This window comes from Motilimonas cestriensis (genome assembly GCF_021295315.1).
Classification (GTDB): Bacteria; Pseudomonadota; Gammaproteobacteria; order Enterobacterales; family CBDFNC01; genus Motilimonas; species Motilimonas cestriensis.
This window is the reverse complement of record NZ_JAIMJA010000023.1, coordinates 35,186-55,328: the sequence shown is the minus strand read 5'-3', so window position 1 is coordinate 55,328 and position 20,143 is coordinate 35,186. Positions and strand designations below refer to the sequence as shown.

Here is a 20,143-nt window from a genome sequence, read left to right as displayed (position 1 = left end):
GCTCTTCTTTACTAAATAGGAATCAATATCATAATAGCTGGCAGGTTAAGATGAAACCTTTACCACAAAGAGTTTTTTCTCAACCCGTTATTTAGTAAAGTGACCCCTTCAAACCACTAATGGAAAACTTATTGTGCGTGTTATCAAATGGATATTTAGGGCAATTGCCAAAACAATTAATTTTACGCGATTATTGGTATTAAATTTAATTTTCCTCGGAGTTATCGCCGTTGTGGTGTTGTCATTTAACAGCGAGGAGACGATTAATGTGCCGCAAGGTGCTGCGCTTAATTTAGATCTCAGTGGCCAAATAGTCGAAGAGCGTCGCCCTGCTGATCCTTTTCAAGAGATATCTAATGAAGTATTTGGCAAAGATCCCAACGAGTTTCGTGAGATTGCACTCAGTGATGTGATCCACGCTATTCGCTTTGCACAATCTGATAATCGCATTACCGCACTAGTGCTTAGCCTTGAAAACCTACAAGGCACCGGCATGAATAAGTTGTTTGAAATTGGTGACGCACTCGAGAAGTTTAAAACCAGTGGTAAGAAAATCTATGCCTACGGTGATTTTTATAGCCAAAGCCAATATTACTTAGCCAGCTATGCCGATAATTTAATGCTTAACCCGCAAGGCGCGATTGCGCTGCAGGGCTTAGGTGTGTATCGCCTGTACTTCAAATCAGCAATTGAGAAGCTTGATATTACGCCTCATGTATTCAAAGTAGGCACTTACAAATCGTTTGTTGAACCTTATACGCGCGATAGCATGTCGGCGCTAAGCAAAGAGGCTAACTTACACTGGCTGAACCAATTGTGGGATGCCTATGTCAGCCAAGTTGCTGAGCGCAGAAAAGTGTCACATGATGCCATTTCACCCAATATAGACAGCTACTTAGAGCGTTTAAAAGCGGTGCAAGGCGATCAAGCGGCTTATGCTAAAGCATCAGGCTTAGTGGATGAGCTAAAAAGCAGCCAAGAAGCTCGTCAATTTTTAATAGCTAATGTCGGTGAAAATAGTAACGGAAGTGATTACTTACAAATTAGCCTAGATAGTTACCTTGGCGCTATCCCGCCTTTGTTTAACTATCAAGAACAAGGCCAAGACAAAATTGCGGCGATATTTGCCAGCGGCCAGATTATGAATGGTGAACAACCTGTTGGTGTGATTGGTGGCGATACTTTATCCCATTTACTCAACGAAGCACTGATGGACTCACAAGTCAAAGCGGTGGTACTGCGTTTAGATTCACCTGGCGGCAGCGCATTTGCTTCTGAGCAAGTAAGACAGCAAGTTCTTGCACTTAAAGCGGCCAATAAGCCCGTGGTGGTTTCGATGAGTAGTACCAGTGCTTCAGGCGGCTATTGGATCGCGTCTGCGGCCAATGAAATTGTCGCTTCGCCCGTTACGTTAACTGGCTCTATCGGCATTTTTGGCATGTTTGCCACCGTAGAGAATGCACTCGCCAAAATGGGCATCACCAATGATGGCGTTGGCACTAATGCGCTAAGTAGCGTTGATATCACGCGGCCATTGCCATCATACATGAAGCAAATTGTTCAGTTGAGCATTGAAAATGGTTACCAGCAGTTTATCAATGTAGTGGCCCAAGGGCGTAATATGACACCAGCACAAGTTGATAGCTTAGCCCAAGGCCGCGTTTGGACCGGACAAGATGCACTAGAGAAAGGCTTAGTTGATCACTTAGGTGGCTTTGATGTTGCGATGAGCCGCGCTGCAAACTTAGCGGAGCTGGATGCTTTTGAGGTAAAAGTGATTCGCCCAGAGCTCAGTGTAAGGGAGCAGTTCATGGCGGATTTAATGGCCAAAAGCGCGCAATTTGCCCAGCAAAGCTTAGTCAGCTCGCCAACATTAAGACAAATTCTTAAGGCCGTCGATGAGCAAGCCGCACCACTAGCGAGCTTTAATGACCCGAAAGGAGTTTATGCCTTGTGCCCCGCTTGTGAGCAAATCAAGTTGTAACAGAGAAATAATCAACAATTTATCTATTTTATAAAGCCCAGCCCTGCTGGGCTTTTTAGTTTTTATACCAAGCTCTATACTTCAACCTAATTAGTTTAATAATTAACTCAAGGGGTATTTTTTGGATAAAAAATCTATTTACATCGCATACACTGGTGGAACCATCGGCATGCAGCGCTCTAGCCAGGGTTACATTCCTATTGCGGGTGCGCTGGCCCAAAATATTGCCGCCATGCCGGAGTTTTTTCGCGCAGAAATGCCAGATTTTACCATCCATGAATACAGTCCACTGATTGATTCATCGAACATGTGCCCCGCAGACTGGCAGCGTATCGCTGATGACATCGCAGCAAACTATCAAAAATATGATGGCTTTGTGATTTTACATGGCACAGATACCATGGCCTTCACTGCTTCAGCGCTTTCGTTCATGTTTGAAAATTTGAGCAAGCCAGTGATTGTCACCGGATCACAAATCCCGCTGACTGAGCTAAGATCAGATGGTCAAAGTAACTTACTCAACGCACTTTATATCGCCGCGAACTATCCTATCCCAGAGGTGAGTTTATTTTTCAACAATAAGCTATTTCGTGGTAATCGCACCACCAAAGTTCATGCAGACGGCTTTGAAGCCTTTGGCTCGCCCAACTTTGATCCTTTACTTGATGTCGGTATCAATATTCGTGTGGTCGCTGGCTCGTTGTTACCGCCACAAAATTCGCCATTAACCGTGCGCACTATTACACCACAACCGATCGGGATCGTTACTTTATACCCAGGGATCTCGTCAGAGGTGATTGGAAACATGCTGCAACAACCTGTAAAAGCATTGATTTTATTGAGTTATGGCGTTGGAAATGCACCGCAAGATGAAGCCTTACTAAATCAACTTAAGCAAGCCCAAGCGCGAGAAATCATTGTGATAAACTTAACCCAATGTTTAAAGGGCAAAGTGAATATGGGGGGGTATGCAACGGGGAATGCCTTAGCCCAAGCAGGCGTGATCAGCGGCTCAGACATGACTAAAGAAGCTGCTCTCGCCAAGCTTCACGCTCTATTAAGCCAAGAATTAAGCTTTGAGCAAGTGCGCCAGCAAATGCAATTAAGCTTAAAGGGAGAGTTAACAGCAGGTTAATCCTGCTGTTTGATACTGATTTTGTCTTTGTACTGTTGCTTTAGTTCAGACTTGCTCTTCATGTGCATTTCTCCGCCTTTAGCAACAGTGAAGTGTTCTGGCGTTTCATTGAACTGCGCTTGCCAAGCAAAAACGCCTTGCAGAGCATATTCTTTTTGCTCTTTAGTCAATGGGTTACCATCAAACCATTTACCTGTTTCCACTGCGGCTTTAAGACGCTCATATACTTCAGGGCTCATATTCTTTATTAAGTTGTCAAATGACATAAGTTAGCTTCCACTTTGTTGCGATTACCACGCTATGATGCACCAAACAAGGCAGCCAGTCACCCACGTATTAAGTTATGCTAAGTGCTCAGCAGTTTTTCATTGCAACAAACTATATTTACTCATAATAAGTTATGATTTATATGTTCCATGGATTTAGTTAGGCTATTTGCTTGAACTAGACTCATCCCATATCGATTGATAATAGTGAATTGGCTCTATACATGATCAAATACATCGGATTTTTCTTATTACCTAGCCTACTGCTATTAAACGGTTGTGAAAGGCAACAAAGTATAAAAAGCATTTGTAGCGATACGCCTGAGCTATGTAACGATTTAAACACTGACGACGGCTGGTGTCGCAATGAGCGCTCGGATGTGATCCGCAGTCGTAACGAAGTCAAAGACCCTAATATTGCAACAGATTTAGCGCAGTACCATCTACTAAGGGATTTTCAAAGTTATAAAAAATGCATCGAAAAAGCGGCGTTGGTCGAACCCATCGTCTACAAAGAAAAGAAAGTGGGCAGGGTAAATGCTTTAGTCACTGCTGAAACAGAAATTGAGCGCCTTGAGCAAGCAACGGCAAATTCAAGTGAACCACACCTTGCTTACTACCATTGGCGTGTTCGCGGTGACCAACAAGCTAAAGCGCGCTTTATGGCCGTTGAAGACTCCCCTGCTTTAGATGAGCCTGAGATTGCGTTAGCAATGGCCAGTTACTATTTTGAGCGCGACCCAGAAAAAACCTTTAAATTACTTTACCGCGCCATTAGCAATTACAAGGATGAGCAGCCACCAAGTAGTATTTTTAATTCATTAACAACATTGCACCTGCAAGAGAAACATTATCAAGAAACCTATATTTGGATGCACGTAGCTAAAGAGCTCGGCAATAATGACGTTAATTTACGTACCCTGGAGCGCTATCACACCTTTAACGATGAAGAAAAAGCCAAGCTAGACCAACATGCAAAACTGTTGGCAGAAAAAATAGCCGAAGGGAAATTCACACCTGCGGATGCGAAGTTCAAGTTTTAGCATCCGCACAAAGAGGAAGGAGCCTGTCTATTCAGGCTTTATCTTTGTTTGCTGTACCATTAAAGCTCATACTGACCGAATTAATACAATAGCGTTTGTGTGTTAGCGTCGGCCCATCATCAAATACATGACCTAAGTGCGCATGGCATTTACTGCATTGCACTTCAACACGAGTCATACCGTGACTCTGATCTTCTAGATAACGTATTGCATCAGCTAAAGCCAAATCAAAAGAAGGCCAACCACAGCCAGAGTCAAACTTATTTTCCGACGCAAACAATGCTTGTCCGCAGCATACACAGTGGTAAGAACCTGTGTCTCTATTGTGTAACAACTGCCCGCTAAATGGGGCCTCGGTACCTTTTTCGAAACAGATTTTATACTGCTCAGGTGTGAGTTTATCGCGCCAGAACTCCGCAGATTTAGACATAAAAAACGCCTCGCTATTCAAATTAAAAGTAAAGTAGGTATTTATTCATTATTGAAAGTATATTCGACTATAAAAACCCGCAATAAAAAACATAAAATTTATGCTAATCATATTATTTATCATAGAGTAATACGTAGTAGACAGGCAGCTTGGTTTCATTGCAAACTTAATTTATGTAGTAAAAAAACTTGCAAAATCACCTTTATTGGCTTAAATTTCATCTTAAATTTTGTAACATTACTAACTATTTGTTAGTTACTTTCATTTTCTTACATTTCACATATTGTCACCTTGTTTGTCATGAATCAACAAGTAGCCTAAGTGCAAAAATTAACACTTGTTGTTCATTCTGATATGAATTAATGTAGGAAAATAACGAAAGGCAATGCGTAAAAACGACAAAAACACGGTTTTTTTCTATTTTAAGCATTGCAAATGAAAGGATTTAACATCAAAGGCGTAAGTTTGATACGAATCAAGTTTAGCAGCCTTTGATTTAGGTAGTATCACCACAGTTTCCAGTTAAAACAAACCTGTAAGGATCTTAAAAGATGACTATTAAAGTAGGTATCAACGGCTTCGGTCGTATCGGACGTTTTGTATTCCGCGCTGCACAAGAGCGTAACGACATCGAAGTTGTAGGTATTAACGATCTAATCGACGTTGATTACATGGCATACATGCTTAAGTACGACTCAACTCACGGCCGTTTCAACGGTACTGTTGAAGTTGAAGGCGGTAACCTAATCGTTAACGGTAAAACTGTACGTGTAACAGCTGAGCGTAACCCAGAAGACCTAAAATGGGATGCAATCAACGTTGACGTAGTTGCTGAAGCAACTGGTCTTTTCCTAACTGACGAGACTGCACGTAAGCACATCACTGCTGGTGCTAAGAAAGTTGTTCTTACTGGTCCTTCTAAAGACGCAACTCCAATGTTCGTAATGGGCGTTAACCAAGCTTCTTACGCTGGTCAAGACATCGTTTCTAACGCTTCTTGTACTACTAACTGTCTTGCTCCTATCGCTAAAGTACTTAACGACAAGTGGGGCATTGAGTCAGGTCTAATGACTACTGTTCACGCAACGACAGCTACTCAAAAAACTGTAGACGGTCCTTCCGCTAAAGACTGGCGCGGTGGTCGTGGTGCTTCTCAAAACATCATCCCATCTTCAACTGGTGCTGCTAAAGCTGTTGGCGTAGTTCTTCCAGAACTAAACGGCAAGCTAACTGGTATGGCTTTCCGCGTACCAACTGCTAACGTTTCTGTAGTTGACCTAACAGTTAACCTAAACAACGCTGCAACTTACGAAGAAATTTGTGCTGCAATGAAAGCTGCGTCTGAAGGCGAAATGGCTGGCGTTCTAGGTTACACTGAAGACCAAGTAGTTTCTCAAGACTTCATTGGCGAAACTCAAACTTCAGTATTCGATGCTAAAGCGGGTGTTGCTCTAACTGACAAATTCGTTAAAGTTGTATCTTGGTACGACAACGAAATCGGTTACTCAAATAAAGTTCTAGACCTAATCGCTCACATCTCTAAGTAAGCATTAGTTCTTAAGAATAGATAAAACCCGCCAAGTGCGGGTTTTTTTGTACCTCAATTTAGACTAACGAAATCGGACTCATGTAACACAGCAAACAAAGTGCTAGGCCTAATCGCTCAGATCTCTAAGTAATTAATACTTAGTAGCGATAAGCTAGCATCTTAAAGCCCTGACGAACCGGTGAAGTCGGTCAGTTGTTGCTGAACATACAACATTCCTCGACCGGTTGACCAAGTAATGGCGATTTCATCCTGCTCCCCATAAATGGGCCAGAAATAAGCTTTCTTCATTCCTTTGCTTTTACGCCCCGCTTATATCGGCACCACATCCAAACCTAGCGACTTTGAACAGCCAAATACTGATAACCTTTACATAGAAGTGGCAACAAGCTCTGTTACTGCAACACCAACAGAATACGTCATCGAAGTGATTGATAACCCATACGTTGGTTTGAATGATTACGACGAGGCAGTTGGCTTCCGTCAGCTTTGCTATTGATCGTTCAGTAGAAGCGAAATGCTATAATCTCTACGTTACAGGTACTGATTACTCTGTCCAAGCAAACTGTACGCTGGCTGTCGAAGCAAGCCCAATTGACATCGATGACCTTATGGCTGAATTGCGTGAACTTGTAACATAAATAAAGCCGATATATCTGATTTAATCAAAAGCATTTTGCTTTATCGTCTAGATGTAATAGATGTAACCATCAAAAACAATGACGTTGTCTCGGCCCAGAATTATTTGAAGGAATTTAATCAATGAATCACAAATCTAAGTGGTTCCTATATTCCAGCAGAAGATATGGAAGCTATGACAGTAAAAGCTAACGAAGCAATTACTGAGTTAGATGTAATGTCAGTTACTACGCGGCTCTAACTCAAAGAATTAGACTAAAAGGGGATCAGCATTAGTGGAGCGAATGAAAAGTCGATGGACGCTAGTATTTCTTACTCTATTGTTGGTATCCCCACTATATTGGTTGGTCTCGCCAACTGAGATTTCGAGCAAGTTGTTGCTATTGGTGATTGGGTTAGGTACACCAATTAATCTCATTCGTTATTTAACCTACTTTAAAACACGCGGCCTTGCCCAACGTTTACCTTATATAAAATACATCTGGGTTGGTGCTTGTTTAATTTTAGGCATACACTCATTCCTTAATGTTGGGTTTATTCTTTCATTGAGTAACTTTAATGGGTTAACAGTTTTTGCATACTTAGCTGCGATACTGTTATCAATAATGATACTTATCCTCACGTTATGGCATGTAGCCCCTTTAGCCAATAAGCATCGTGCATCTAGCTTTGCAATACTGGTTTGTGGGGTTTTACTGATTGATGCGCTGAATATTCCGGAAATGCTAACGTCTACAGCTTTTTTCACAAAGGGGGACTTCATTGAGATGAAATGGTATGAGCCTATTTCTCTGATTTTTTTGATTCAAATGATAGTGGGACCGTTTCTATTTTTGTTTTCTCTGGTAATAAAGCTGCTCGGTTCTGAAAGAGCAGCATTAACACCTTTAGTATTTAGCTTTGTCATGACGTTAAACGGATTTATTGGTGCTGTATCAGTGTTCGCTTTATTTTTTGAATAGATTTTTTCAATAAGTTAATTTGCTGTTAGTAGCATAGCGTCCTTTCCTCCGATTTAATGAAAGTACCTGCTTATGCTGGCCTTGCTCCAATGCTTTGCCAAGAAACAGCGACTGGCTGGATATCGTAAGCGATTAGATTCGAATCAAAACCTATGCGATCACTACTTTCAAGCTGAAGCTTTTGCCACTGAGGTAGAAAGCCTGACAAAAGTCATCGACATGGCAAAATAAGTCTACTATTTTATACATAGCTGGTTACTTCGCGGTGAGTATCTCTTGGTTGAAAGATCTGATCCCAGAGCCAGCTTTTAGTTCCCTTATTTTTTATCCCGAGTTCAGGTTAATTAATACTTAGCAGCGATAAGCTAGCATCTTAAAGCCCGCACATTGCGAGCTTTTTTTCGATGGAATTGCACTTGGCACTAATCCGGAATAAACTCTTTAGCACTTAACAACATAATCGAGTGAGCGAAACTCGTGCCCAGCTTTGGCATGACTTGGTTAGATTGCATCAACATGCCATCGTTAAGAGAGGTGTCCATAACCAATTGCCAATTAACTAAGTTTGCTTTAATGGTTGGAAACTCAACGGATACATCATACTCAGAAGCGTTAAAAACTAATAACCAGTGCTCTTCAGACGACTCAAGCTCAAGCTGTAACACTTGCGCAGTGGCACTGTGCCATTGGCTTTTTTGCATAAAATGACCATCTGGATGATACCAACGCGCTTCTACTGCATCGGTATGCAGCTGAAAGCCATCATCGACTAAACTAAGTTGCGAAAATACACTCGATTGTAACCGTAGTTGAATCATTTGCTTGGTAAAAGCAAGCTCTGCCTGCTTTACACTGTCCAAGTTCCAGTCAACCCAACTTATCTCATTATCTTGGCAATAAGCATTATTATTGCCCTGTTGAGTACGGCCTATTTCGTCGCCACCTAAAAAGTGTGGCGTGCCTTGAGACAAAAACAAAGTAGCAATTAAGTTACGCTTTAATTGCGCTCGGGACTGTTTAACGCGCGAATCAAAACTAGGTCCTTCCACCCCGCCATTACTCGATAGATTATGACCATGGCCATCACGACTGTTTTCGCCGTTCGCTTGATTGTGACGATTTTCATAGCTGACTAAATCTTCAAGTGTAAAACCGTCGTGATAACATAAGTAGTTAATACTGCTATGAATACTGCGTTTGTTTTTTGGAAAGATATCACGAGAGCCCAAGATCCGAGTGGCAAATTCCGCTATTTGACCTGAATCGCCGCGCCAAAAAGCTCGAATATTGTCACGGTAACGATCGTTACACTCATACCAATTGCTCGGGAATTGTCCCAACCGATAGCCGCCAGGGCCAATATCCCAAGGCTCAGCAATGAGTCGAACCTGACTTAATGTTGGGTCTTGAAATAGGGCCTTAAAAAATGCGCTATAAGGTTCAAAACAGCCTCTTTCTCGCGCTAATGTAACGGCTAAATCAAAGCGAAAGCCGTCGACTTGCATCTCACTGCTCCAGTAACGCAGAGCATCAAGCGTCAACTTTAATGTCCAAGGTAAATCAAGGTTAACAGTGTTGCCACAACCGGTAAAATTAGCATGCCGCTTAGGTAAGTCGGCGTTATCCATGTTATCAAAATAGTAATAGCTATTTTCAGCTAACCCCTTGTAACTTAAAACAGGGCCACCATCGCCCCCCTCCGCCGTATGGTTAAACACCACATCAAGGATCACTTCAATACCAGCAGCATGAAATTGACGAACCATGGTTTTAAATTCAACAACGGCATCATTTATGGCGTAACGAGGGTCCGGAGCAAAGAAATTAATCGGGTTATAGCCCCAATAATTAGTTAAGTTTAAATCCATCAATCGCGGCTCAGCCATAAAACTTGCCACAGGCATGATCTGGACCGACTTTACGCCTAATGACGTCAAGTGCGCAATCACACTGGGGTGACTTAACCCAAGGTAAGTCCCGCGTAACTCAACAGGTACCTGAGGATTAAGCCAAGTGAACCCTTTAACATGTAACTCATAAAGAATCACATCACTATCTTTAAGCTTTGGTTTTTCCACACCTTGCCAATCAAAACTGTCGTCTACCACCACAGACTTAGCCACCCAACAATGGTTGTTAGGCCGCTCAATCTCAGGACGCCACTCCAGTGCTTGATTTAAGGCTTTGGCATAGGGGTCAATCAATAGCTTGTTATGGATAGTTGGATTATCAGATTCAACCAAATAACCATAGTTTTGCCCCGCTTTAACCCCTTGAATAAAAGTGGACCAAAATTTACCGCGCTTTTCTATTAATTTGAAGCGTGTAATCTCTTGATTGTTATCATCAAATAACAGCAACCAGATCCGGCAGCTGTTACTGTAGATAGAAAAATTACAACCCGTATCAGTCAGATCGGCCCCTAAAGGCAGGATCCGCCCCTCAGATTGCAGAAAATGGTGCTCTCTAGGCTTACATGCTTGAGGCGCGTACTGACTTGATACTAAACTCATAATTATTATGCCTTTTTACGCAAGTAAATAGTTGCCAATGGCGGCACGTCAATTAACAAAGAGTGAGGCTGCCCTTGATGAGCTACATCACTGGCATTAAAGATCATCCCTGCATCATAATTACTGCCCCAGTAATACTCACTGTCGGTATTAATCACTAACTCATATTCGCCAACACTGGGCACGCCAACTCGATATTGCTCACGCGGCATAGGCGTAAAGTTAGACACAACAATCACTTGATGAGTTTTATCTAAATTTTGGCGTATAAAGGCGTACATTGAATGGTCACCATCTTGATGGTCAAGCCAGACAAAACCTTGCGGTTGGTAATCAGCCTCATACATCGCACTTTCATTTTTATAAAAGTGGTTAAGATCTTTGCAAAGCAATTGATGACCTTGGTGCTTATCAAACTCCAGTAACCACCAGCCAATCTGCTCGTTATGATTCCACTCAAACGATTGTGCCAGCTCATTACCCATAAAATTCAATTTTTTGCCCGGATGGGCAAACATAAAACCAACATAAGCTCGTAAGTTAGCAGCAGCCTGCCATTCATCACCCGGCATTTTGCCCAGTAGTGACTGTTTACCATGAACCACTTCATCATGGGACAACGGCAAAATAAAATGCTCATTGTAGTGATAGACCATCGAGAAGGTCATTTCATTATGATGATATTTACGATACATAGGATCCGTTGACATGTACTCTAATGAGTCATGCATCCAGCCCATATTCCATTTAAAGCCAAAGCCTAGGCCTCCTTCAAATGTCGGTTTAGATACGCCAGCAAAAGCCGTTGACTCTTCAGCAATGGTCATGGCATGAGGATACTGTGAATATACTTCCTCATTAGTCCAGCGTAACAAGCTGATTGCCTCGTAATTATGATTACCACCATCAACGTTGGGCACCCATTCACCTTCATTACGTGAATAATCCCAATATAACATTGAGGCAACCGCATCAACACGTAGGCCATCAACATGAAACTTATCGATCCAAAATAATGCACTAGCAACCAAAAATTGGCGCACATTGTCATTACCAAAATCGTAGATGTAAGAGTTCCAATCTGGATGCCAGCCACGACGAGGATCTTCATACTCATACAATGGTGTACCATCAAAACGCGCTAAGCCGTGCGGATCTGACGGAAAGTGTGCGGGCACCCAATCAATGATCACGCCAATATCGCTTTGGTGACATAAATCGACAAAACGTTTAAATGCATCGGGATCACCAAAGCGACTAGTAGGAGCAAACATACCAACAGGCTGATACCCCCAAGAGCCATCAAATGGAAATTCAGAAACCGGCATCACCTCAATATGGGTATAGCCCATGTCTTTTATATATTGAATTAACTCAACTGAAAGCTCATCGTAGGTTAAAAAGCGAGTCCCTTTTTTGTCGTCAGGCTTGCGACGCCACGACCCTAAGTGCACCTCATAAATATTCATCGCACTGTAGCGTTTGTCATTTTTTTGCGACGCTATCCATGCCTGATCTTGCCATTGGTATTGCGAGTGGTCATATACAACAGAGGCATGTGAAGGATATTGATCAGCATAAAAACCAACAGGGTCAGCTTTGTGCGGTAAGCGATTTCCCATCGGATCTTTCAATTCGTATTTGTATTTTTCGCCCGCAGCTAAGCCCGGCACAAATAACACCCAGTGACCACATAAGCTACGTTGCATCGGATGCTTGCGACCATCCCAATGGTTAAAATCACCAATCAGGCTTACGCTACTGGCACTTGGCGCAAACACAGCAAAACGTGTTCCAACAATCCCTTCACCATTTAAGTCTAACGACATGATTTGTGCGCCGAGCACTTGGTACAAGTTTTGTGGTCGATGCGTCATGGTGCTAAGACCGGCGTAAGCTTGTTCATGAAATTGGTACGGGTCAATAAAGCTATGTGAGTCACCTTTAGCATAGCTAGCCACTAGGCGGTAATTAAATCTGGTATCTGCTTGAGGGAATGCATATTCAAAAATACCCTCGCTACCTATCTTGTTTAAGCTTGCTATCGGCTTCTCATTATCTTCTAAGCCATAAACTTCTACTGAGGTTGCATCAGGTAACCAAGCACGTAATAAAAACCCCTGCTCCTGAGGTAATAAACCTAAATGCTCAAAAGGATGGCTTAAACATGCGCTCTCTAGCGTAGTCAGTAATGGATGGGCATTTTCTTTTTTCTTCACTTGGCGAGTAGCTTGGGCTGATTGCTTCGCTTTAGCGCCAGTTTTAGTTTCGGCGGGGTTAGCTTTACTGGTTGCACGCGTTGTTTTTTTAGCGGTTCTCGAGGTTGTCGTCATATCGTACTCTAATCGTTAAAAATCAATTGGTAATGCCTTTAGCATTACCACGAGAGGTTATTCAGCTGCGTTACTGCGTGCATCACTGATATTTTTACTGAGTTGTTGGATCTGAGGCTGACTAAAAATATCATCCAGATCGCAACTTAATTTGCGGCGCCAATTCGGGTACTCATCACTGGTTCCCGGTACATTGACTGGTTTATCCATTTCCAAAAAGTCTTCTAACTGTAAGCTAAGCAATAACGATTTAGCGTGCGCCAAATGTTGTTGGATGCCAAAGCTTAAATCGCGATCCATGCCAACAAAATCAACACATTCCGGAATATGCGAAGGTAACGCTTGATGACCAAACAAGCTATTTAACATCATTTGCTTAGACTGATGGCGATCAGATATGAGCTGATCAACTAAGTCCTGAGAGGGATATAAACCTAAGGTTTTACCTAAGGTAAGGTCATCACAGTGCCAATATCCTTTTAGGGTTGGCATATCATGTGTAACAACCGTGGCCATCGCCTGCTCGGGATAATGAGAAGGCGAGATATAACCGCCGTCTGCAGCGGTTTCAAAGCAAAATACACGGTATGAATAAACGCCTGCATTTTTTAACAGTTCATCCATTCCATCAGGTACGGTACCTAAGTCTTCACCTATAACAAGGCATTGATTGCGTTGACTTTCAAGGGCTAAGATAGCCAGCATTAACTCAACAGGATAATAAACATATACCCCATTAGCGGCGCTGTCGCCTGCTGGCACCCACCAAAGCCGTAATAAAGCCATAACGTGATCAATACGCAAAGCACCGCAAGCTTTCATATTGGATTGTAATAGCTTGATAAAGGCATGAAAGCCATCCTCAACTAATCGTGTCGGGTCAAGTGGCGGCAATCCCCAGTTTTGCCCCCGAGGCCCCAGCACATCAGGCGGCGCACCCACGGTAGCCTGAGTGCAATAATCTTGCTTATTCGCCCATATTTCGCTGCCACCCGACGCAACACCTACTGCTAAATCACGGTATATGCCAATTTCCATTCCTAGAGATTGCGCAACCGCATCGGCTTGAGTTAATTGCTCATCGGCTAGCCACTGTAAATAAGCCCAAAATTGAACCTCATCTTGATGCTGCTCACGCCACTCGCTCACTTCGCTACTATGGTAATCCTGTAACGCCTCAGGCCAGGCAGGCCAGCCCCAAGCATTAGCATCTTTTTTTAATAGCGATTCATGCAGCGCGTCAAATACCGCTTGCTGCATCAAAGCGTCCCCTTTATCAGCAACAAACTGCTGAAACGTTTTAGCGCGCTGAGTTTTATTTGCAATGTCTTGCTTAAAGGTCTCGTAGGCTAACTTAAGTGCGCCCAGTTTTAGCTCATGTACCAAGGCATAATCGACATCATCAACGCATCGAGCATAGGCTAGCTTGTCTTGAAACAAGCCACTGTTAAATAGGCTTTGTGCCGCTTCACTGGCGACAAATTCAGGAACCACTGCCACATCAATATAAATAATATTTAGCCATTGCCGTGAAGAAGGACTATAAGGACTGGCATTATTAGGCATCATCGGGTAGAGAGCATGAATAGGGTTTAACCCAACAAAGTCACCACCTTGTTGTTTAATTTGTTTTAGCAGGTGCTTTAAATCACTAAAGTCACCAATCCCCCAGTTTTCTTTACTACGTAACCCATATAGCTGAACGCTCACCCCCCAAATTCGCTTACCCGATACCATCGACTCAGGCGTAAAACAAGCTCGAGGGGCTATAATTAGTCGGCTAATGCCAAGGGCATCTTCTACTTGAGGATCAAAAATACGTAAATCGTGATATCCCATTTCCAGTTGCACAGGTAACGCAATAGAGTAGGCTTGAAATTCAACGTCATCAAAATGTTCAATGGCTAACAACTGTCCATCAACAGGACTAAATTCGCCCTTTAACGTTGCTCCAGATTCCGTTTCAATTTCATAACTAAGGGTTTCAGCGACAAACTCCATCGGCAGTTTGAGCTCAAACTGCAAAGATTCGTCAACATAAGCCAATATCACCGGGTCAAGGCTAGATAACCAATGATCTTTTATCGCCTCACCAATCTCAGCCTCTAATCGTTCTGGCGCTACGTCACAGCCCATCGCCGATAAAATACGAGTAACTACTTCTGGACTAGCTTGTGTTTGACGGCCCCAGGCGTCCGTGTAATGAGGGTCAATTCCTTTAATGCTGGCCAGATTTTCAAGTAGACTTTTAGACATACCACTCCCATTTTGACGCTGAGCCATTAATAAAATTCATAATAAAATTAAAAGATGGAGCTTATATTACGCACCTAAAGAAAAAACATTGAGTATTAAGGCGCAGTTTCAAAATTATCTTTTTTCTCGTCGCTATCCTTGTCACATAACCGGGTTAGAGTTTGATTTAAAACAAACAAAGCCATTGCGCAGCTGCTGTTCATAACGACTCTCGCTGGTAGAATAGACAACAATTAGCTTAATCCATCATTGTCATTTTTATCAACTAACAATTAAAGCATAATTTTCAATGCTATATGAGGTTTTATGATAGACCACTTAAAATTAACGACAAAACAACCTTTATCACCATCTGTGCAGCTGATGACAGACGCCAACCAAGTTGAATTTATCAGCATCGCTCATCCTAATGCGCAAGCGTGCTTTACATTACACGGAGCTCACCTGATCCATTTTCAGCCAACCGGTAAAGCGCCTATTATTTGGCTAAGTAAAACGGCCGTTTTTGATAATAACAAAGCCATTCGCGGCGGCGTGCCCATTTGTTGGCCTTGGTTTGGCGCGCCTGCAGCTGAATTAGGCAATGGCCTACCGTCTCATGGCTTTGCGCGTAATACTCAATGGCAACTAGGGGATATATCGGAAGACGAATCTGCTGTTACGATTAGTTTTAAACTGGTCGACACGCCTGCCACGCAAGCTCTTTGGCCTCACTCGTTTGAATTAACTTTAACGGCCACTATCGGAGACTCTGTACAACTTAGTCTCACCACGAAAAATACCGGTAACGAATCATTAACCTACCTTGCCGCCCTTCACACCTACCTGAATATATCTGCGCCTGAAAAAACCAGTGTGGCAGGTTTAGGTCCTACCTATGTCGATAGCTTGGACAATAAATGTATGAAAAATGGCGCAGAAAAATTATCCATCGCGGGGCCGATTGACTCTCTTTATATTGAGCCAACAGATAAAGTGACATTAATGGATAGCGGTTATGATCGCGAGCTTGCAATACAAAGCAGTGGACACGATACCATCGTTACTTGGACACCTTGGGTTGAGGGCGCAAGAGGTATGGCCGATATGCCTGATGATGGCTACCAAACAATGCTTTGCTTGGAAGCAGCGATCACAGGAACAGCCGTGGAAGTTGCTCCCGGCCAAACCCATATACTGAGCACATCTATTACTTAAACTCATCGCTTAATAATGCTAACCAAAGAGCGTAAAAAACGTATTTGACTACAACAGCATAGATGAAGTAAAGCACAAAGAAAAAGGGGCCAAATCTAATTTGGCCCCTTTTTCTTTAAATCATTGCTACTTATTACTCGCAGCAAATGACAACATCCGATCCAGCGGGATCATCGCTTGCTTAGCAAGCTCTGGGTCAACAAATACTTCATGCCCAGTAGCATCAATTAATGACTTCTCAATGGCTTGCAAGCCGTTCATCGCCATCCAAGGACAATGAGCACAAGTGCGACAAGTTGCGCCGCTGCCTGCAGTAGGTGCTTCTATTAATTCTTTATCTGGGCAAGCTTGCTGCATTTTATAAAAAATGCCTCGGTCTGTTGCCACTATTAGTTTTTTGTTGGGCAGCGAGTGAGCCGCTTTGATCAACTGACTCGTTGAGCCGACAGCATCGGCTAATTCAACAATATTGGCCGGTGATTCAGGGTGAACCAACACAGCAGCATCTGGGTATACCGCTTTCATGTCTTTTAGGGCTTTCGCTTTAAATTCATCGTGAACAATACACGCACCTTGCCACATTAACATTTCAGCGCCAGTTTGCTTTTCGATGTAAGCCCCTAGGTGACGATCTGGCCCCCAGATAATTTTCTTACCTTCACTGTCTAAGTGCTCAACTATATCAAGTGCAATGGCAGAAGTGACCACCCAGTCAGCACGCGCTTTAACCGCTGCAGATGTATTGGCGTAAACAACGACGGTATGATCAGGGTGTTGATCGCAAAACTCAGAGAACTTATCTACCGGACAACCTAAATCCAGTGAACACGTTGCTTCAAGCGTCGGCATCAGCACTTTTTTATTGGGGGTTAAAATTTTAGCCGTCTCACCCATAAATTTAACACCTGCAATAATCAAGGTATCGGCTTTATGATCTCGGCCAAAGCGTGCCATTTCTAATGAATCTGCAACATAGCCACCCGTTTCTTCGGCTAAAGCTTGAATTTCAGGATCGGTATAATAGTGAGCAATCAGCACTGCATTTTTTTCAATGAGTAATGCCTTAATGCGCGCTTTGTAAGCCTGGCGCTCTGCTTCTGATAATTCAGCCGGCTTAGGCGGAAAAGGATAATCTGATTCAATAATGGCTTGTTCGATTTGGCTCATTTGCTGTCCACGTTTTAACGAGATCTAGTGAGCAGCATTATACACGCAGCAAAAGGAAAAACCACGAAGGCAGAAACGAAAAAACCTCGCCATAGCGAGGTTTTTGATTTGGTGGGTTGTGAAGGATTTGAACCTTCGACCAATTGATTAAAAGTCAACTGCTCTACCAACTGAGCTAACAACCCGTATTCGTTCTAAATTTTTCTTTCGCTGGAATGCTAGTGCTGACTTTCGCAGTTCTGCTCTACGCTTTCAACTGCAACACTAACAACCCGTATTCGTTCTAAATTTTTCTTTCGCTGGAATGCTAGTGCTGACTTTCGCAGTTCTGCTCTACGCTTTCAACTGCAACACTAACAACCCGTATTCGTTCTAAATTTTGTCTTACTTATTTCAGCATCAAACCGATGTTTTAAATATGGTGGGTTGTGAAGGATTTGAACCTTCGACCAATTGATTAAAAGTCAACTGCTCTACCAACTGAGCTAACAACCCGAATTTGTGTTTAAATTATTCTTTCGCTGGAATGCTAGCGCTGACTCTCGCAGTTCTGCTCTACGCTTTCAACTGCAACACTAACAACCCGAATTTTATATCTTGCTTCAACATCAAACCGATGTTTTAAATATGGTGGGTTGTGAAGGATTTGAACCTTCGACCAATTGATTAAAAGTCAACTGCTCTACCAACTGAGCTAACAACCCGTGTTCGTTTTAAATTTTGTCTTACTTACTTCAACATCAAACCGATGTTTTAAATATGGTGGGTTGTGAAGGATTTGAACCTTCGACCAATTGATTAAAAGTCAACTGCTCTACCAACTGAGCTAACAACCCGAATTTGTTCTAAATTTTGTCTTACTTACTTCAACATCAAACCGATGTTTTAAATATGGTGGGTTGTGAAGGATTTGAACCTTCGACCAATTGATTAAAAGTCAACTGCTCTACCAACTGAGCTAACAACCCGAATTTTTGTTTAAATTTTCTTTCGCTGGAATGCTAGTGCTGAATTTCGCAGTTCTGCTCTACGCTTTCAACTGCAACACTAACAACCCGAATTTTTGTTTAAAATTTTCTTTCGCTGGAATGCTAGTGCTGAATTTCGCAGTTCTGCTCTACGCTTTCAACTGCAACACTAACAACCAAATTTTCTTTTTCTCTTAAGAGATGGAACGTTAGTTACTTATAACGACCTAATCTGATTTAGATTCTTTAAACTGTCACCTAAATCCGCTAAGCAAAGCCGCCTAGGCAACGGCGGCTAATATTACGGATTTCTAAATCCAGTGCAACTTAAAAATGTATTTTTTTTCCCGACTGCTTACTTATCAGGCAAACAAGCTAAATTAGTAGCAATTGCGATACATTTTTTTTACTTTAAGGCTGAAACTCGTGGTTCTGCTAACTTTGCAGAAGATGATCCAGGATAATCAGAAAGGACTTGATCATATAAACTAATCGCCTCTGCTTTATTACCTAAATACTCAGCAATAATGCCACTTTTTAACAACGCCTCGCCACGCTTGTTTGAATCTGGATATTTTCTCGCCACAATATCAAATTCTTTTTTCGCAGCTTCACGCTGCTCGGCATTAAATAATAGCTGTCCAAGCCAATAATGCGCATTAGCGCCATAACTTGAATCGGGGTAAGTTGAGATAAAACCTTGGAAGGCCACTATCGCTTGATCATATTGCTTATCTTGCAGCACCAGTTTCACAGCATCTTCATAGGCTGACTTTTCATTAACAGGTGCTGTACTCTCTGTTGCGGCAGCAACTGGCTCCACCACCGCGGGTTGAGATAGCTTGTTATCAATTTCCTGATACAGTTCGCGTTGGCGCGTTTGGATCTGTTCAATTTTATGATTCTGGCGCTCCATTGATCCCGTTAGAGTGTTCATTTCTCTTTGCAACTGATTCAGCTGTTGCTGGATATCAAACTGCATTTGATTACGCGCATCGATCATTCGCTCAAGGGTACTCAAACGAGTCTCAAGATCACCCTTATTGCCACTGTTACGAGCATCAGTCACCGGTGCGGCGGCATAAGTGCTCACAGCTGTAAAAAGAACGGCCACTGAGATGGCCGTTTTCATTATAATTTGCATAAGCTGATGCTTATCCTTAGTAAATTAGTACGGCGCGACGGTTTTCTGCATATGCCGCGTCAGAATGTGAAAAATTAGCAGGTTTCTCTTCACCGTAGCTCACTGTGCTCAGCTGAGTGGCAGGAACGCCCATGCTTTGCAAGTAACGCACAACCGACAATGCACGGCGTTCGCCCAGTGCAATGTTATACTCTGGCGTACCACGCTCATCGGTGTGCCCTTCAATCGTTACTGATTTTTGTGACTCAACTAAATACTGAGCATGGGCATTTAATACAACACGGTATTCAGGCGCAATCTCAGATTGGTCATAAGCAAAAGAAATGGTGTTTTCTAAAATTGCTTGACCGTATTTCGCAGCCAGCTTTTCTTCAAACGACATATCCATTGGTGAAATAGCATCTGTATCAACACCACTATTGCTGCCATCTGATACTTCTGCACCATTGCTCATTTCTGAACTTTGGTCTTCAAATTTTTTATCATTCGAGCTACATGCCGCTAGCGTCATTAAAGGAAGAGTGATTGCTAAGCCCTTTAATACTTTGTTCAATTGCATA

The 20,143-nt window shown here is 42.6% G+C and carries 16 protein-coding genes and 5 tRNA genes; 7 read left to right on the top strand and 14 right to left on the bottom strand.

What is annotated here, in order from left to right; genetic code table 11:
• Positions 1-133 precede the first annotated feature (133 nt).
• Together sppA and ansA are read left to right on the top strand one after the other, a co-directional pair.
• Positions 134-1,984: a signal peptide peptidase SppA gene (gene sppA / locus K6Y31_RS18250; protein ID WP_233054375.1), complete on the top strand. Its 1,851-nt coding sequence runs from the start codon at positions 134-136 to the stop codon at positions 1,982-1,984.
• Between the two features lie 121 nt (positions 1,985-2,105).
• On the top strand, positions 2,106-3,119 hold the full coding sequence (gene ansA / locus K6Y31_RS18245) for an asparaginase (protein WP_233054374.1): 1,014 nt from the start codon (positions 2,106-2,108) through the stop codon (positions 3,117-3,119).
• On the opposite strand, the gene K6Y31_RS18240 is transcribed toward ansA, so the two are convergent.
• On the bottom strand, positions 3,116-3,385 hold the full coding sequence (locus K6Y31_RS18240; protein ID WP_233054372.1) for a YeaC family protein: 270 nt from the start codon (positions 3,383-3,385) through the stop codon (positions 3,116-3,118). The genes ansA and K6Y31_RS18240 overlap by 4 nt on opposite strands.
• A 224-nt stretch (positions 3,386-3,609) precedes the next feature.
• Here K6Y31_RS18240 and K6Y31_RS18235 point away from each other — a divergent pair, with 224 nt between their 5' ends.
• Complete coding sequence (locus K6Y31_RS18235; RefSeq protein WP_233054371.1) at positions 3,610-4,428, top strand: DUF2989 domain-containing protein; 819 nt, start codon at positions 3,610-3,612, stop codon at positions 4,426-4,428.
• 31 nt (positions 4,429-4,459) lie between these two features.
• Here K6Y31_RS18235 and msrB read toward each other — a convergent pair whose 3' ends face one another.
• Positions 4,460-4,858 (bottom strand): peptide-methionine (R)-S-oxide reductase MsrB, encoded by a 399-nt coding sequence (gene msrB, locus K6Y31_RS18230; protein WP_233054370.1) that lies wholly within the window; start codon positions 4,856-4,858, stop codon positions 4,460-4,462.
• A gap of 551 nt (positions 4,859-5,409) precedes the next feature.
• Here msrB and gap point away from each other — a divergent pair.
• Positions 5,410-6,405 carry a type I glyceraldehyde-3-phosphate dehydrogenase gene (gap, locus tag K6Y31_RS18225; RefSeq protein WP_233054369.1) on the top strand — a complete coding sequence of 332 codons (996 nt, stop codon included), beginning with the start codon at positions 5,410-5,412 and terminating at the stop codon, positions 6,403-6,405.
• Positions 6,406-6,566: 161 nt separating this feature from the next.
• On the opposite strand, the gene K6Y31_RS18220 is transcribed toward gap, so the two are convergent.
• Positions 6,567-6,695, bottom strand: coding sequence for an IS66 family transposase (locus tag K6Y31_RS18220; RefSeq protein WP_233054367.1), 129 nt, complete (start codon positions 6,693-6,695; stop codon positions 6,567-6,569).
• A 4-nt stretch (positions 6,696-6,699) separates the two neighbouring features.
• Here K6Y31_RS18220 and K6Y31_RS18215 point away from each other — a divergent pair, with 4 nt between their 5' ends.
• Complete coding sequence (locus tag K6Y31_RS18215; protein ID WP_233054365.1) at positions 6,700-6,903, top strand: hypothetical protein; 204 nt, start codon at positions 6,700-6,702, stop codon at positions 6,901-6,903.
• A 523-nt stretch (positions 6,904-7,426) separates the two neighbouring features.
• A complete protein-coding gene (locus K6Y31_RS18210; protein ID WP_233054363.1) occupies positions 7,427-8,005 on the top strand; it encodes a hypothetical protein in 579 nt (192 codons plus the stop codon).
• Between the two features lie 422 nt (positions 8,006-8,427).
• Here K6Y31_RS18210 and glgX read toward each other — a convergent pair whose 3' ends face one another.
• The 3 genes from glgX to malQ are packed head-to-tail and all read right to left on the bottom strand — an operon-like array spanning position 8,428 to position 15,107.
• On the bottom strand, positions 8,428-10,518 hold the full coding sequence (gene glgX / locus K6Y31_RS18205) for a glycogen debranching protein GlgX (protein WP_233054361.1): 2,091 nt from the start codon (positions 10,516-10,518) through the stop codon (positions 8,428-8,430).
• A gap of 5 nt (positions 10,519-10,523) precedes the next feature.
• Entirely contained in the window at positions 10,524-12,851 is a 2,328-nt protein-coding gene (glgB, locus tag K6Y31_RS18200) for a 1,4-alpha-glucan branching protein GlgB (protein WP_233054359.1), read from the bottom strand.
• Positions 12,852-12,908: 57 nt separating this feature from the next.
• Positions 12,909-15,107 (bottom strand): 4-alpha-glucanotransferase, encoded by a 2,199-nt coding sequence (gene malQ / locus K6Y31_RS18195; RefSeq protein WP_233054357.1) that lies wholly within the window; start codon positions 15,105-15,107, stop codon positions 12,909-12,911.
• Between the two features lie 306 nt (positions 15,108-15,413).
• Between malQ and K6Y31_RS18190 the strand changes: the two genes are divergently transcribed.
• On the top strand, positions 15,414-16,304 hold the full coding sequence (locus tag K6Y31_RS18190; RefSeq protein ID WP_233054355.1) for a D-hexose-6-phosphate mutarotase: 891 nt from the start codon (positions 15,414-15,416) through the stop codon (positions 16,302-16,304).
• A 126-nt stretch (positions 16,305-16,430) separates the two neighbouring features.
• On the opposite strand, the gene nadA is transcribed toward K6Y31_RS18190, so the two are convergent.
• The 8 genes from nadA to pal form a co-directional block, all read right to left on the bottom strand.
• Positions 16,431-17,471 (bottom strand): quinolinate synthase NadA, encoded by a 1,041-nt coding sequence (nadA, locus tag K6Y31_RS18185; protein ID WP_233054353.1) that lies wholly within the window; start codon positions 17,469-17,471, stop codon positions 16,431-16,433.
• A 109-nt stretch (positions 17,472-17,580) separates the two neighbouring features.
• Positions 17,581-17,656 (bottom strand) — tRNA-Lys (locus K6Y31_RS18180).
• Between the two features lie 234 nt (positions 17,657-17,890).
• A tRNA-Lys gene (locus K6Y31_RS18175) sits at positions 17,891-17,966 on the bottom strand.
• A 133-nt stretch (positions 17,967-18,099) separates the two neighbouring features.
• A tRNA-Lys gene (locus K6Y31_RS18170) sits at positions 18,100-18,175 on the bottom strand.
• A 56-nt stretch (positions 18,176-18,231) separates the two neighbouring features.
• Positions 18,232-18,307: transfer RNA gene (locus K6Y31_RS18165), tRNA-Lys, on the bottom strand.
• A 56-nt stretch (positions 18,308-18,363) separates the two neighbouring features.
• Positions 18,364-18,439, bottom strand: a tRNA-Lys gene (locus K6Y31_RS18160).
• A 406-nt stretch (positions 18,440-18,845) separates the two neighbouring features.
• Positions 18,846-19,571, bottom strand: a complete 726-nt coding sequence (gene ybgF / locus K6Y31_RS18155) for a tol-pal system protein YbgF (protein WP_233054351.1) — start codon at positions 19,569-19,571, stop codon at positions 18,846-18,848.
• Between the two features lie 28 nt (positions 19,572-19,599).
• Positions 19,600-20,142 carry a peptidoglycan-associated lipoprotein Pal gene (pal, locus tag K6Y31_RS18150; RefSeq protein WP_233054349.1) on the bottom strand — a complete coding sequence of 181 codons (543 nt, stop codon included), beginning with the start codon at positions 20,140-20,142 and terminating at the stop codon, positions 19,600-19,602.
• Position 20,143: the final 1 nt, after the last annotated feature.